Raw genomic sequence first — 12,248 nt, forward strand, 5'->3', positions numbered from 1 at the left:
TGCGGCGCCGTGCGTGGATCAGTTCGCCAGGTCCATGCCCAGCCCCTTACCCACGAAGCTGGTATCATAGGCTTTCGAATAGTCGATCCCCGGCTCGACGACACCGGCATCGACCATCAGCTCGTAGAACGCGTCAACCCGCTCGTCGGTCATCACGCCGATGCCCTTTTCCAGCGCATCGCCCGACAACACGATGCCGTATTCCTTCATCTTGTCGATGGCATAGGCGATCTTGTCATCGGTCATCTCGGGGTTAGCGTCCTTGATCAGCGCGTTCGCCGCGGTGTTGTCACCGTAGAGGTAGTTGTACCACCCGAGGATCGAGCCTTCGACAAAGCATTTCACCTGCTCGGGCTTGGTTTCGATGGTCTCGGCCATCGTCTCGATCGTGGTGGCATAGGTGGAATAGCCGGCGTCGGCGATCAGAAAAACTTCCGGCTCGAAGCCGCCCTCCTTCTCGATCGTGTAGGGTTCGGAGGTAAGGTAGCCCTGCATCGCCGTGCGCTTGTCCGCCAGGAAGGGCGCGGGGTTGAACGTATAGGCCGAGCGTTGCTCGGCGGTGAAGCCATGCGCGCTCATCATCCAGCGGTAAAAGGACTGGAAGCCGGTTTCCGCGATCAGGATCTCAAGGTTCTTCAGATCGTCCCAGGTTTCCGCCTCTCCCGGGTGGGCGATGATGACCTGGGGGTGCTTCTGGAAGATCGCGGCGACGGCGACCATCGGGATCCCCTGCTGCGCCGCGGCGAAGGCCTGGAACAGGTCGCCCCCCATGAAATAGTCGATCCGCCCCGCCAGCAGCAGCGCGCGGTTGTTCACCTGCGGGCCGCCGGGCACGATCTCCACCTCCAGGCCGCAAGCCTCGTAGGTGCCGTCGGCGACGGCCTGGTAGAACCCGCCATGTTCTGCCTGGGCCAGCCAGTTGGTGCCGAAGGACACCTGTTCCTGGGCCATCGCCCCGGTGGCCGCCAGAACGGCCAGGGCTGACACGCCGCCCAGTGTCGAAAATCTCATGGTCTCGCCTCCACAGATACGTCGGCGCCATTTTAAAGCGCTGACCAGCCGCCACAAGCAGATAGCGCCCCGGCGGGCCAGGAAACCGGGCGCAATGAACAAGTGGGTATGGCCTGCGCGATTTCACAGCCCCGGCCCGCCACCACGGGCGGCGGCTGCGGCGCGCGCCCCTCCAACCGGGACCGACGGGGGCTATCAAGTAATGACAGCGCCGATAACCCAAAATCATATTCAAGAAGTAAAGTAACCTGAATTATTCATAGCGGGAATCGGCCCCCGGATGCTATTATTCACCAAAACGTGAGGATAGCCCGATGACACCGCCTACCTCTTTGCTGGATGACGACCAGTCATCGCCGTTGTCCATTCAGGACGCTGACACCCTGATCTTTAGGTCCGATGATAACGGCCTCGATCCGGCCTCCGCCCCGGTCCTGCAACCCGTGACCGCGATATTGGAGTTGATCGACGTCGGCACCCCGGACACCCAGCCGGGCGGAGGGTATTCTTCCCCCGAAATCAGCACCTTCCTTGACGCCGCGCGCAATACGGACCCCGGTGGCGGCGGACGTGGCAAACCGGACAACGACGGAGATGGCAGTACGCTGACCAGTTATACTGCCGGCGCGGAGGATCTGGTCTGGGGCGACGGCGTCGACCCCTTCAACCTGACCATCGACTTCCTGACCGAGTTTTCCGCCTCGGTCCAGCAGGCCTTCATAGACGCGGCGGACTTCATCGCCAGCCTGTTCACCCAGGGGCTTGCGGATACGGAAGCGCTCTATTTCAACGGCGGCATCTTCGACCAGACGTCGAGCACGTTGATCCAGTTCGACGATATCCGCTTCACCGTGGAAGCCCAGCGCGTGGACGGCAAGTTCGGGATCCTCGCCCTGGCCGGCGCGTCCTATGACGACAGCGGCGGCGGCGCGGATTACGGCCGCACCGGCCCGATGCCGACCGGCGGGCTGATGGTGCTCGATTCCTTCGATATCAAGTACATGGAACAGAACGGCCTGCTGGACGAAGTGATCATCCACGAGATGTTCCACATCCTCGGCGTCGGCACCCTGTGGGAAGCGCAGGGGCTGACGGCGCAAAGCGGCGATCCCGACATCGGCCGCGTTTTCACCGGGGCCAAGGCGATTGACGCCTACATGGCGATGTTCACCACCGAGGAGTTGCTCGGCCACGGCTGGGACAGCTTGGCCGCGATCAACGGTGTGCCGATCGACGAGACCAGCGGCCACTGGGACGAAGACATCTTCGGCGATGCGCTGATGACACCGTTCCTGAACGGCGCGGGCGGGCTGACGGCGCTGACCCTCGCCTCGCTAGAGGATCAGGGATACGCGGTGGATCCGAACGCCTACAGCCTGCTGGCCTGAGCCGCCCAGATCCGCAGGGAATCAGCCGCGCAGCAGGGTCGCGATGCGGCTCAGCGCCAGCGCGTAGCCCTGCACGCCGCACCCGGCGATGACGCCGGTCGCGCGCTGGCTGACAAAGGAGTGGTGGCGGAACGCCTCGCGCGCATGGATGTTGGAGATATGCACCTCCAGCACCGGCCCGTCGAAGATGTTCAGCGCATCGAGAATCGCAACCGAGGTATGGCTGTACGCGCCCGGGTTGATCACGATGGCGGCAGCACTGCCGCGCGCCTGCTGGATCAGCGTCACCAGTTCACCCTCGTGGTTGGACTGTTTGCAGGTGACGCCAAGGCCCAGCGACTCGGCGGTGGACGCGCACAACGCCTCGACATCGGCCAGCGTCTCGTGGCCGTATACCTCGGGCTGGCGGGTGCCCAGCATGTTCAGGTTCGGACCGTTCAGCACAAGCACATCCGCCATGGTGCAATTCCCTTGTGTTCCGCAATTGGCTTTCGCGCGACCCTAACGCCCCGCCCCGCGGCGGGGAATGGCTGTCATGCAGATCACCGGGTGCGCCGTGCTTTTTTGCAACGGGCGTTTGACATACCCGTCCGCGCGCCCCTTAAATGATCCGGCAAACAGCGTGATCCCCGGCACACAAGAACAGGGGGCACAGGACTGCAACACAATAACCTCTTGGGGAGGAACAAATGATCAAGACAACCCTGCGCCGGGTATCCGCCGGCGTGCTCATCACCGTCGGCCTGTCCGGCGCTGCCGCGGCCGCCGAATGCATCGCCCCGGCCAACCCCGGCGGCGGCTGGGACTTCACCTGCCGCCAGATCGGCAAGATCATGTATGACATCGGCGCCGTGGACGCCCCGATCCAGGTCACCAACATGGCTGGCGGCGGCGGCGGACTGGCGTTCAGCCACGTGGTCAACGAACGCGCCGACGACGCCGAGTTGATCGTCGCCGCCTCTTCCGCCACGACGACCCGGCTGGCGCAGAACGCCTTTGGCGGCATGACCGCCGACCAGGTGCGCTTCGTGGGCTCGATCGGCGCGGACCCGGGCGTGATCGTGGTGGCCGCCGACAGCGAGATGAACTCCATCAACGATCTGATCGAGGCGGTGAAGGCCGATCCCGGCTCCGTCGCCTTCGCGGGCGGTTCGGCCGCGGGCGGGTTCGACCACCTGAAGGTGCTGCAGGTGCTGCGCGCCGGGGGCTTCGATGACATCCGCTCGGTGAAATACATCGGCGTCGACGGCGGCGCGGACGCGATCACGCAGACCGTGGGTGGCTTCACGCAAGCCATGACCGGCGACATGTCCGAAGTCGTGGGCTTCCTGAAAGCAGGTGAGGTGAAAGCCCTGGCCGTGCTGACCGAGGAACGCGTCCCCGGCTTCGAGGATATCCCCACCGCGATGGAGCAGGGCATCGACGTGGTCGCCGTGAACTGGCGCGGGCTCTACGTGCCCAAGGACATCTCGGACGAGGCGTTCAACACCTGGGCCGACCGCCTGGCACAGGTCGCGGCCAGCGACGAGTGGAAAACGGCTATGGAAGCCAACGGTCTCGCGCCCTTCACCAAGGTCGGGGATGACTTCCAGAACTGGGTCGACAGCGTCGTCGCCTCGACCGAGGAACTCAGCCGCGAAATCGGTGTGATCCAGTAATGGCCAGCGACCGCGTCTTCGGTGCGGTCGTGATCCTGGTGGCGCTGGCGTATATCGCCAGCGCTTTCCAGATCCAGGCCAGCTTCATGTCCGACCCCATGGGGTCCAAGACGTTCCCCGTAATCATCGGTGTGGTGGCCGCGCTTTGCGGCGGTGTCATGGTGTTCAAACCCGACGAGGAACCGGATTGGCCGGGTCTGGCCACAGTCGGCGCGCTGGCGATCACCGTGGTGGTCATGGTCGGATATGCCTATGCGCTGAAACCGCTGGGCTTCCTGATCCCCACCGCGATCACCGCCACGATCCTGAGCTACCAGATCCAGAACCGCCCCGTTTTCGCGGTGCTGACGGGGCTGGGCCTGTCGATCGGGCTTTTCGTGATCTTCAAATACGCGCTTGGGCTGGGCCTTGTCCCCGTCCCCAAGGGCTGGTTCTGAGCTGGGAGCCACTCGATGGACATGGATATCCTCGCCAACCTTTCCGTGGGCTTCGGCATCGCGCTTTCGCCCTACACGCTGATGCTGGCGGTGATCGGCTGTTTCCTCGGCACGATCATCGGCGCGCTGCCGGGGCTCGGGCCCTCCAACGGGGTGGCGATCCTGATCCCGCTGACCTTCACGCTGGGGCTCGATGCGACCTCGGCGCTGGTGCTGATGACATCGGTCTACTACGGCGCGATGTACGGCGGGCGGATCAGCTCGATCCTTCTGAACATTCCGGGGGACGAGCCGGCGCTGATGACCACGCTGGACGGCTACCCGATGGCCAAGCAGGGCCGCGCGGGCGACGCGCTGGTGATTTCCGGCGTGGCGTCCTTCGTCGGGGCGTTCCTGGCCACCGTGGGGCTGATGCTGCTCGCCCCGCTTCTGGCCAATGTCGCCTATCTTTTCGGCCCGGCGGAATATTTCGCGCTTTACCTGCTGGCCTTCTGCACGCTTGGCGGGATCGCCTCGAACAACCAGGCGAAGGCGGCGCTGGCGTCCTGCATCGGGCTTGGCATCGCGATGATCGGGCTCGACAACCAGTCGGGGATGCCGCGCTTCACCTATGGCAACCTGCACCTGATGGACGGCGTTGACTTCCTGGTCGCCATCGTCGGGCTGTTCGCGGTAGCCGAGGTGTTCTTCTTCATCGAGAGCCACGGCAAGAACACCTCCATCGGTGTCGTGCTCGACAAGGTGCGCGTGCCCTGGCGCGATTTGCGGGCCTGCACCGGCACGATGATCCGCGCTTCGGGCGTCGGCTTCGTCGCCGGGGTGCTGCCCGGCGCGGGGGCATCGCTCGGCTCGTTCCTTGCTTACATGAGCGAGAAGTCCATCGCCGGGGCGAAGGGCAAGTTCGGCACCGGCGCGCCGCGGGGCGTGGCCGCGCCAGAGGCGGGCAACAACGCCGCCGCCGGGGGCGCGCTGGTGCCCATGCTGACGCTGGGCGTGCCCGGCTCAGGCACCACCGCCGTTCTGCTGGCGCTGCTGATGACGCTGAACATCACGCCTGGGCCGACGCTGTTCACCGACCGCCCCGACGTGGTCTGGGGGCTGATCGCCTCGCTTCTGATCGCGAACTTCGTGCTGCTGGCGATGAACGTCCCCATGGTCAAGATCTTCGTCAAGGTGCTGATGGTGCCCCCCGCGGTGCTGCTGCCGGGGGTGACGATGATCTCCTTCGTCGGCATCTACTCGCTGTCGGGCAGCTATTTCGACCTGACTCTGATGGTCGCCTTCGGGGTGCTCGGCTACGTGCTGCGCAAACTCGACATTCCCACCGTGCCTGTTATCCTCGGCATCCTGCTGGGCAACAACATGGAGGATGCGCTGCGCCGCGCGATGATCCTGTCCGATGGCGACGTGAGCTTCCTGTTCTCCTCGCCGATCTCCATCGGGCTCTGGGTCGCGGCCGTGGCCGGGTTCATCGCCCCGATGTTCCTGCGCGGCGTGCTGAAGAAACCCCAGGCTGTGACAGACTGAGCGAGAAGACATGCGAACCCGAGTACTCATCCCCACCGGGGCCATCGGCCTCGGCTTTGACGCTGACGCGCTGGCGCGCGCCGTCGCGGCCAAGCCCGACATCATCTGCGTTGACGGCGGCTCCACCGACAGCGGGCCATTCTACCTTGGCACCGGCACCTCGAAATACGGCCGCGACGCGACGCGGGCGGAATGGCGCGCGCTGATGCTGGCCCGGGCCGAGGCAGGTGTGCCGCTGGTCGTGGGCACCGCGGGCACCTGCGGCACCGACAGCACCGTGGACTGGATGGCCGAGATCACCCGAGAGCTGGCCGCCGAGCTGGGCCAGACCGTGAAGATCGCCAAGCTCTACTCCAGCCAGGACGCCGCAACCGTCACCGACGCCTGGTCCGCCGGCGAGGTGCACCCGCTTGAGCCGGTGATCCCTGCGGACGCCGGCGCCCCCGCCACGCTGACCAACATCGTCGCCCTTGCCGGGGTCGAGCAGATCACGGCGGCGCTGGACACCGGCGCGGACATCGTGATCGCGGGGCGCACCACCGACACCGCCACCATCGCCGCCCTGCCCCTGAAACGCGGCGCGCATCCCGGCGGCGCGTGGCATGGCGCGAAAATCGGCGAATGCGGCGCGCTGTGTTCCACCAACCCCACCTCCGGCGTGATCCTGATCGACTTCGACGAGGACGGCTTCACCGTGCAACCCATGGCCGAGGGCGCGAAAGCGACGCCCGCCCTCGTCTCTGCCCATATGCTGTACGAAAACTCGGACCCGTTCATCCTGTATGAGCCGGGCGGCCACCTCGACGTGCGCGGCGCGCGCTACTCCGCCCTGACCGAGCGTGAGGTGCGTGTCGAAGGCTCCGAATGGGTGCCCTCGGACAACTACACCGTGAAGCTCGAAGGGGCACGCCTGTCCGGCTACCAGTCCACCATCCTCGTCACCCTGCGTGAGCGGCGCTACGTCCAGAACGCACAGGCCTGGGTGGACCGGCTCGGCACTTTCCTCCATGGCGAAATCGCCAGCCGCATGGGCCTAGGCCCGGACGACTACGCGCTCGACTTCCGCCTGATCGGGCAGAACGCCACCCTCGGCGCGCTGGAAAACCGCGCCGGCACCCCGGTGGAGGTCGGCGTTCTGGCCATCGTGACCGCGCCAACGCAACAGCGCGCGGCCGAAATCGCCAAGCTCGCCAACCCCTTCCTGCTGCACTACCCGCTGACCGATGACGAGCCGCAGGCGACCTTCGCCTTCCCCTTCTCGCCCGCCGACAGCGCGCGCGGGGCGCTCTACGAATTCGCGCTGAACCACGTGATGACGCTGGACGACCCCATGCAGGCCTTCCGTCTTGAAGTCGAGGAGGTCGCCCATGCCTGAACTCGGAAGTCTCGTTTCCCGCGTGCGATCCAAGAACGCGGGGCCGTTCTGGCTGACCATCGACATCTTCTGCGGCGACACAGAAACCTTTGAGCGGCTGGAGCCGCAGCTGACCACGGCCGCGATCGCCAAGCTCTACGACCAACCGGGCCAGACGCTGAAGCGCTTCGCCATACCGGAGTTGCACGTGCTGAAATTCTCCATGCCCCGGATCAACATCCAGGGCAGCCGGCAGGATCGGGACATGCACGCCTCGCAATGGGCGTGGCTGCTGTCGGAAATGCAGGTGGACTGAGGGCCTCCCTCCCAACCCAGGGAGGCCACCCGGCGGGGTTCGCAGCGTTGCGCCGCCATCCGTCTGTTGCCGGAATACCGCGTGAAAAGACAGACAGGGGGGTGTACCATGGATGACGACGCCCAGATCCGCGCGTTGATCGGCGCACATTTCGAAGCCATGCGCTGGGACAAGGACAGCGCGCCGGACTGGGACAGGTTCCGCGCGGACTTCCTGCCCGATGCGCAGCTGTTCGGGGCCGCCCGGCCCGTCGCGGCCAAATCGCTCGACGCGTTCATCGACCGGATGGAAACCGTGGCGCGGGCAAATCTGCAATCGTTCCAGGAACAGACCCGCGGCATGCAGATCCTGCGGTTCGGGGATGTGGCCGTTGTCCTGGCCATGTCCGAGCTGCTGGAAAACGGGACCGAGACCAGCCATGACGTCAGCGGCTACCTTCTGGTGAAGTCCGACGGACGCTGGAGCATCGCCGCCCACGCCTGGACGCCTGCCCCGGACGCCAACGCCATTCCCGAGGCGCTGAAATAAGCGCAGGGCCACGTTCGGCCGGGGCACAGATGACGCTGGACGCGCAGGCCCGCTTTGTCCAAAAACAACGGCAATGATCACCCCCGCGCCTTGCCGGTCCGCTGGCAAGAGTCGTCCAAAGCAGACCGCCCGAAACGCTCCATGACCACCGCCCGCGCAACCCTGATCGGCTTCGGCGCCGTCCTGCTCTGGGCGCTTCTGGCGCTGTTCACGGCGGCAAGCGGCGCGGTCCCGCCGTTCTTGCTGGCCGCGCTCAGCTTTGGCATCGGCGGGGCGTCCGGGGCCGTGGCGATGGTGCTTCGGGGCGACTCCTGGGCCGTCTTCCGCCAGCCCTTGCCGGTCTGGGCGCTGGGGATCTTCGGGCTGTTCGGCTATCACTTCGCCTATTTCACCGCGCTGAGGAACGCCCCCCCAGTCGAGGCGGGGCTGATCGCCTACCTCTGGCCGCTGCTGATCGTGCTGTTCTCCGCCGCCGCCGGGGGCGGACGGCTGAGGGCGCATCACCTGATGGGCGCGCTGATGGGCTTTGCCGGGGCCGGGTTGATCGTGTCCCGCGGGGGCAGCTTCGAATTCGAGGCGCAGTACAGCTTCGGCTACCTCGTCGCCTTCGGGGCCGCCTTCCTGTGGTCGGGCTACTCGGTGTTGTCGGGGCGTTTCAAGGGCGTGCCCACAGCCATCGTCACCGGCTACTGCCTGGTGACAGCGGCGCTTGCCACGCTCTGCCACCTGGCGTTCGAGCAGACGATCTGGCCTGCGGACACGGTTGAATGGGCGGCGGTCATAGGCCTCGGACTGGGGCCGGTGGGGCTGGCGTTCTTCATCTGGGACATCGGCATGAAACACGGCGACATGCGCGTGCTCGGCGCAGCCAGCTACGCGGCACCCCTTCTGTCCACGCTGGTCCTGATCGCCGCCGGAGAGGCCCGCTTCACCGCCACCATTGCCATTGCTTGCGTGCTGATCACGCTGGGCGCGGTGCTGGCCGCGAAGGACATGATCCGCCGGGGCCGCCCCCTGCCCTGAGTCTGCCCAAACCGCGCATGGGACCAGCGGTCAGTCCTCGCCCCCGATCTTCGCGCGCTGGTCTTCCCCGTCGCGCTGCCAAAGCTTCACGCCGGTGCGCACCGCCGCGCGCCCGATCATATGCGCCGCCACCGGGGCGGTCAGCAGCAGGAAGGCGACGATCGCCACCACGCGGAAGATGATCGCAAGGTCTCCGAAATGGACCGCCACCGCCGCCATTGCCAGCCCACAGGCCAGCGTCCCCGCCTTGGTGGAGCCGTGCATCCGAAGCAGCACGTCCGGCAGGCGCAGGATGCCAAGCGCCGCGATCAGCGCGAAGCCGCCGCTGAACAAGACAAGGATGCCGATGACGATCTCGCTCATTCCAGGGACTCCAGCTCTTCGTCCTCGCGCCGGGAGACGCGCCGTTCGGCGAAGCGAGCCAGCGCGACGGTGGCGAGGAAGCCGACAAGCGCCAGCACGATGGCCACGTCCAGGAACGCCCGGTCCCCGGTGCTGATCGAAAACAGCCCGCAGAAGGCCACGATCAGCACGGTCATCATGTCCAGCGCCACCACCCGGTCCGGCAGGCTCGGCCCCAGGATCAGGCGGATGAAGGCCAGCACCAGCGCGACGATCAGCATCGCGAAACCGATATCGACGGCGAGTTCGGCGAAATCCTGCGGTGTCATGACTCGATGGCCTCCCTCACCCATTTTTCCATGCCGTTCTTCAGCTGGCGGATCACCGCGTCCGGGTCATCCATGAACATCGCGTGTACCAGCAGCGTCTTGCGATCGTCCGAGACGTTGAGGCTCAGCGTGCCCGGCGTCAGCGAGATCAGGTTCGTCACCAGCAGGATGCCCGCGTCCGTCTTCACGTCCAGCGGCATTTCCACGAAGCCGGGGCGCGCCCGGTGGCGCGGCGTCAGCACGTCCCACGTCACGGCGAGGGAGGAGACAACCAGCTCATAATGGAACATCACTAAAAGCTTGCCCCAGGCATACAGGCGGCGGAAGTACCGGCTGCGCCCGCCCATCAGCGGTTGCAGGATCCACAGCACGCCGTAGCCCAGCACGAAGCCGACCGACAGGCTGACCAGCGAGAATGCCCCCGACAGCGCAGCCCAGCTTATGGCAAGGATCAGGTTCAGCACGAACAGGTTCATGACGGGGCACCCCCCAGCACGGCGGCGATATAGGCGCTAGGCTCCAGCAGGTCGGCGGCGGCGGCGGTGGCGAACTGCACGAAGGGTTCGGGGAAGAAGCCAATCACGATGGTCATGGCTGCCAGCGCCCCGATGGGGATCAGCAGCGCGCGGCGCTCGAAACCGGACATGTCCGACAGCCTCGGGTCATGCCCCCCGGGGTGCGGCTCCCAGAAGGCCTGGGCCCAGATCTTCGTCATGGAATAGATCGTCAGCAGCCCCACGGCCAGCGCGACGCCGGCGATGATCCAGCCCTGAACCTCCAGCGCGGCCTTCACCAGCAGGAACTTCGCCCAGAAGCCCGACAGCGGCGGAAACCCGGCCAGCGAAAAGGCGGGGATCAGGAACAGGAAGGCCAGCAGCGGTGCGGTCTTGTAAAGCCCGCCGATGCGCGCAAGCTCGGTCCCGCCCGCGATGCGATGGGCGACACCCGCGATCAGGAACAGGTTCGCCTTCACGATGATGTGGTGCACCAGGTAGAACACCGCGCCGAGCAGCGCCATGGGAGTCATCAGCGCAAGGCCCAGGATCATGTAGCCGATCTGGCTGACGATGTGGAACGACAGGATCTTGCGGAAATCGGACTGCGCCGCCGCGCCCAGAACGCCCGTGACCATGGTGAAGCCCGCCACCCACAGCAGGATCGTGTGGGTAAAGGCGATATCGTGATCGAAGACCAGGGTGAACATGCGGATCAGCGCATAGACGCCCACCTTGGTCAGCAGCCCCGCGAAGACGGCGGAGACCGCGAAACTCGGCGTGTGGTAGGAGGCAGGCAGCCAGAAGAACAGCGGGAACACCGCCGCCTTCACCCCGAAGGCGAACATGAACATCATCGCCACCACCGTCAACAGCCCCTGGTTTTCGACCTGCGCCACGGCAATGCTCAGGTCCGCCAGGTTCAGCGTGCCGGTCAGCCCGTAAAGCAGACCGATCCCCGAAAGGAACAGCACGGTCGAAACCAGGTTCAGCGTCACATACTTGATCCCGCCGTCCAGCTGTGCGCGCGTGCCTCCAAGGATCAGCAGCCCGAAGGAGGCGATCAGCATCACCTCGAACCAGACGTAGAGGTTGAAAAGGTCCCCCGTCAGGAACGCGCCGGTGACGCCCGCGATCAGCACCTGGAACAGCGCGTGATAGCCAAGGTAGGCGACCCGCTTCGTAATCTCGCCCAGGGCATAGATCGAGACGGCCAGCCCGGTGATCGCGGTGATCACCACCATGACAGCGCTCAGCCGGTCCGCCACCAGCGTAATGCCAAAGGGCGCGGGCCAGCCGCCCATCTGCCCGGCGACAACGCCCTCTTCAAGCACCGCGCGCATCAGCACTACGGCGGCCAGCAGCAGCACGGCGGAGCCGCCCACGCTGACCCAGCGCCCGGCGGGGCGCTCGCGCAGCAGGTAGGCCAGAACCGCCGTCAGGAACGGGATGGCGATGGGAAGCGCCAGGATCCAGCTCAACGCCCCTGCTCCTTCGGCTCGGCGACGCGCATGTCATCGCTGTCCAGCGTGCCAAGCCCGGTGTAGGCGCGGAAGATCAGCACCAGCGCGAAGGCGAACAGCCCGAAGCCGATCACGATCGCGGTCAGTACCAGCGCCTGCGGCAGCGCGTTGGCCACGCCCTCGGGGGGGATGTCGGCCCCCTTCGGGATCAGCGGCGGCGCGCCCTGCGTCAGCCGCCCGGCGGTGAAGATCAGCAGGTTTGCGGCGTTGGACAGCAAGAGCAGCCCGAAGATGAAGCGCAGCACGTTGCGCGCCAGCATCAGGTAGACGGCGGCGGCGGTCAGGATGCCGATGGCGATGGCGATCAGGGTTTCCATA

Annotated in this window: 15 protein-coding genes; 8 read left to right on the top strand and 7 right to left on the bottom strand. The window is 65.9% G+C overall.

Features of this window, described 5'->3' with window-relative positions:
• Positions 1 to 18 precede the first annotated feature (18 nt).
• Positions 19 to 1,011 (bottom strand): ABC transporter substrate-binding protein, encoded by a 993-nt coding sequence (locus DJ029_RS15825; RefSeq protein WP_112323466.1) that lies wholly within the window; start codon positions 1,009 to 1,011, stop codon positions 19 to 21.
• Between the two features lie 314 nt (positions 1,012 to 1,325).
• Here DJ029_RS15825 and DJ029_RS15830 point away from each other — a divergent pair, with 314 nt between their 5' ends.
• Entirely contained in the window at positions 1,326 to 2,399 is a 1,074-nt protein-coding gene (locus tag DJ029_RS15830; protein WP_157966399.1) for a hypothetical protein, read from the top strand.
• Positions 2,400 to 2,420: 21 nt separating this feature from the next.
• Here the strand turns inward: DJ029_RS15830 and aroQ are convergent, their stop codons facing one another.
• Positions 2,421 to 2,858 carry a type II 3-dehydroquinate dehydratase gene (gene aroQ / locus DJ029_RS15835; RefSeq protein WP_112323468.1) on the bottom strand — a complete coding sequence of 146 codons (438 nt, stop codon included), beginning with the start codon at positions 2,856 to 2,858 and terminating at the stop codon, positions 2,421 to 2,423.
• Between the two features lie 230 nt (positions 2,859 to 3,088).
• On the opposite strand from aroQ, the gene DJ029_RS15840 reads away from it, so the two are divergent.
• The 7 genes from DJ029_RS15840 to yddG all read left to right on the top strand — a co-directional run bounded on the left by DJ029_RS15840 (position 3,089) and on the right by yddG (position 9,242).
• Complete coding sequence (locus tag DJ029_RS15840) at positions 3,089 to 4,057, top strand: Bug family tripartite tricarboxylate transporter substrate binding protein (protein WP_112323469.1); 969 nt, start codon at positions 3,089 to 3,091, stop codon at positions 4,055 to 4,057.
• Positions 4,057 to 4,494: a tripartite tricarboxylate transporter TctB family protein gene (locus DJ029_RS15845; RefSeq protein WP_112323470.1), complete on the top strand. Its 438-nt coding sequence runs from the start codon at positions 4,057 to 4,059 to the stop codon at positions 4,492 to 4,494. The genes DJ029_RS15840 and DJ029_RS15845 overlap by 1 nt, the downstream gene beginning before the upstream one ends.
• Before the next feature lie 21 nt (positions 4,495 to 4,515).
• Positions 4,516 to 6,021, top strand: a complete 1,506-nt coding sequence (locus tag DJ029_RS15850; RefSeq protein ID WP_112323620.1) for a tripartite tricarboxylate transporter permease — start codon at positions 4,516 to 4,518, stop codon at positions 6,019 to 6,021.
• Between the two features lie 10 nt (positions 6,022 to 6,031).
• Positions 6,032 to 7,396 (top strand): acyclic terpene utilization AtuA family protein, encoded by a 1,365-nt coding sequence (locus DJ029_RS15855; RefSeq protein ID WP_112323471.1) that lies wholly within the window; start codon positions 6,032 to 6,034, stop codon positions 7,394 to 7,396.
• On the top strand, positions 7,389 to 7,691 hold the full coding sequence (locus tag DJ029_RS15860) for a DUF4387 family protein (RefSeq protein WP_112323472.1): 303 nt from the start codon (positions 7,389 to 7,391) through the stop codon (positions 7,689 to 7,691). Before DJ029_RS15855 ends, DJ029_RS15860 begins: the two co-directional genes overlap by 8 nt.
• Before the next feature lie 108 nt (positions 7,692 to 7,799).
• Positions 7,800 to 8,219, top strand: coding sequence for a nuclear transport factor 2 family protein (locus DJ029_RS15865; protein WP_112323473.1), 420 nt, complete (start codon positions 7,800 to 7,802; stop codon positions 8,217 to 8,219).
• Positions 8,220 to 8,360: 141 nt separating this feature from the next.
• On the top strand, positions 8,361 to 9,242 hold the full coding sequence (gene yddG, locus DJ029_RS15870) for an aromatic amino acid exporter YddG (RefSeq protein ID WP_112323474.1): 882 nt from the start codon (positions 8,361 to 8,363) through the stop codon (positions 9,240 to 9,242).
• 30 nt (positions 9,243 to 9,272) lie between these two features.
• Here the strand turns inward: yddG and mnhG are convergent, their stop codons facing one another.
• Genes mnhG through DJ029_RS15895 form a run of 5 tightly spaced genes read right to left on the bottom strand, consistent with a single transcriptional unit; the run spans position 9,273 to position 12,247 of the window.
• The gene (gene mnhG / locus DJ029_RS15875) at positions 9,273 to 9,605 is read right to left on the bottom strand and encodes a monovalent cation/H(+) antiporter subunit G (RefSeq protein ID WP_112323475.1); all 333 of its coding nucleotides are present in this window, start codon (positions 9,603 to 9,605) and stop codon (positions 9,273 to 9,275) included.
• Positions 9,602 to 9,913, bottom strand: coding sequence for an MrpF/PhaF family protein (locus tag DJ029_RS15880; protein WP_112323476.1), 312 nt, complete (start codon positions 9,911 to 9,913; stop codon positions 9,602 to 9,604). Before DJ029_RS15880 ends, mnhG begins: the two co-directional genes overlap by 4 nt.
• Positions 9,910 to 10,389, bottom strand: a complete 480-nt coding sequence (locus tag DJ029_RS15885) for a Na+/H+ antiporter subunit E (RefSeq protein ID WP_112323477.1) — start codon at positions 10,387 to 10,389, stop codon at positions 9,910 to 9,912. The genes DJ029_RS15880 and DJ029_RS15885 overlap by 4 nt, the downstream gene beginning before the upstream one ends.
• A complete protein-coding gene (locus tag DJ029_RS15890) occupies positions 10,386 to 11,888 on the bottom strand; it encodes a Na+/H+ antiporter subunit D (protein ID WP_112323478.1) in 1,503 nt (500 codons plus the stop codon). Before DJ029_RS15890 ends, DJ029_RS15885 begins: the two co-directional genes overlap by 4 nt.
• A complete protein-coding gene (locus tag DJ029_RS15895; RefSeq protein ID WP_112323479.1) occupies positions 11,885 to 12,247 on the bottom strand; it encodes a Na+/H+ antiporter subunit C in 363 nt (120 codons plus the stop codon). The genes DJ029_RS15890 and DJ029_RS15895 overlap by 4 nt, the downstream gene beginning before the upstream one ends.
• Between the last annotated feature and the right edge of the window lies 1 nt (position 12,248).

The sequence above is a fragment of the Oceanibium sediminis genome (genome assembly GCF_003265325.1).
Taxonomy (GTDB): Bacteria; Pseudomonadota; Alphaproteobacteria; order Rhodobacterales; family Rhodobacteraceae; genus Halovulum; species Halovulum sediminis.

Bases quoted from the DNA above. Each gene is read 5' to 3' on its own strand.
- DJ029_RS15825 (WP_112323466.1), bottom strand. From the start codon at position 1,011: ATGAGATTTTCGACACTGGGCGGCGTGTCAGCCCTGGCCGTTCTGGCG.
- DJ029_RS15830 (WP_157966399.1), top strand. From the start codon at position 1,326: ATGACACCGCCTACCTCTTTGCTGGATGACGACCAGTCATCGCCGTTG.
- aroQ (WP_112323468.1), bottom strand. From the start codon at position 2,858: ATGGCGGATGTGCTTGTGCTGAACGGTCCGAACCTGAACATGCTGGGC.
- DJ029_RS15840 (WP_112323469.1), top strand. From the start codon at position 3,089: ATGATCAAGACAACCCTGCGCCGGGTATCCGCCGGCGTGCTCATCACC.
- DJ029_RS15845 (WP_112323470.1), top strand. From the start codon at position 4,057: ATGGCCAGCGACCGCGTCTTCGGTGCGGTCGTGATCCTGGTGGCGCTG.
- DJ029_RS15850 (WP_112323620.1), top strand. From the start codon at position 4,516: ATGGATATCCTCGCCAACCTTTCCGTGGGCTTCGGCATCGCGCTTTCG.
- DJ029_RS15855 (WP_112323471.1), top strand. From the start codon at position 6,032: ATGCGAACCCGAGTACTCATCCCCACCGGGGCCATCGGCCTCGGCTTT.
- DJ029_RS15860 (WP_112323472.1), top strand. From the start codon at position 7,389: ATGCCTGAACTCGGAAGTCTCGTTTCCCGCGTGCGATCCAAGAACGCG.
- DJ029_RS15865 (WP_112323473.1), top strand. From the start codon at position 7,800: ATGGATGACGACGCCCAGATCCGCGCGTTGATCGGCGCACATTTCGAA.
- yddG (WP_112323474.1), top strand. From the start codon at position 8,361: ATGACCACCGCCCGCGCAACCCTGATCGGCTTCGGCGCCGTCCTGCTC.
- mnhG (WP_112323475.1), bottom strand. From the start codon at position 9,605: ATGAGCGAGATCGTCATCGGCATCCTTGTCTTGTTCAGCGGCGGCTTC.
- DJ029_RS15880 (WP_112323476.1), bottom strand. From the start codon at position 9,913: ATGACACCGCAGGATTTCGCCGAACTCGCCGTCGATATCGGTTTCGCG.
- DJ029_RS15885 (WP_112323477.1), bottom strand. From the start codon at position 10,389: ATGAACCTGTTCGTGCTGAACCTGATCCTTGCCATAAGCTGGGCTGCG.
- DJ029_RS15895 (WP_112323479.1), bottom strand. From the start codon at position 12,247: ATGGAAACCCTGATCGCCATCGCCATCGGCATCCTGACCGCCGCCGCC.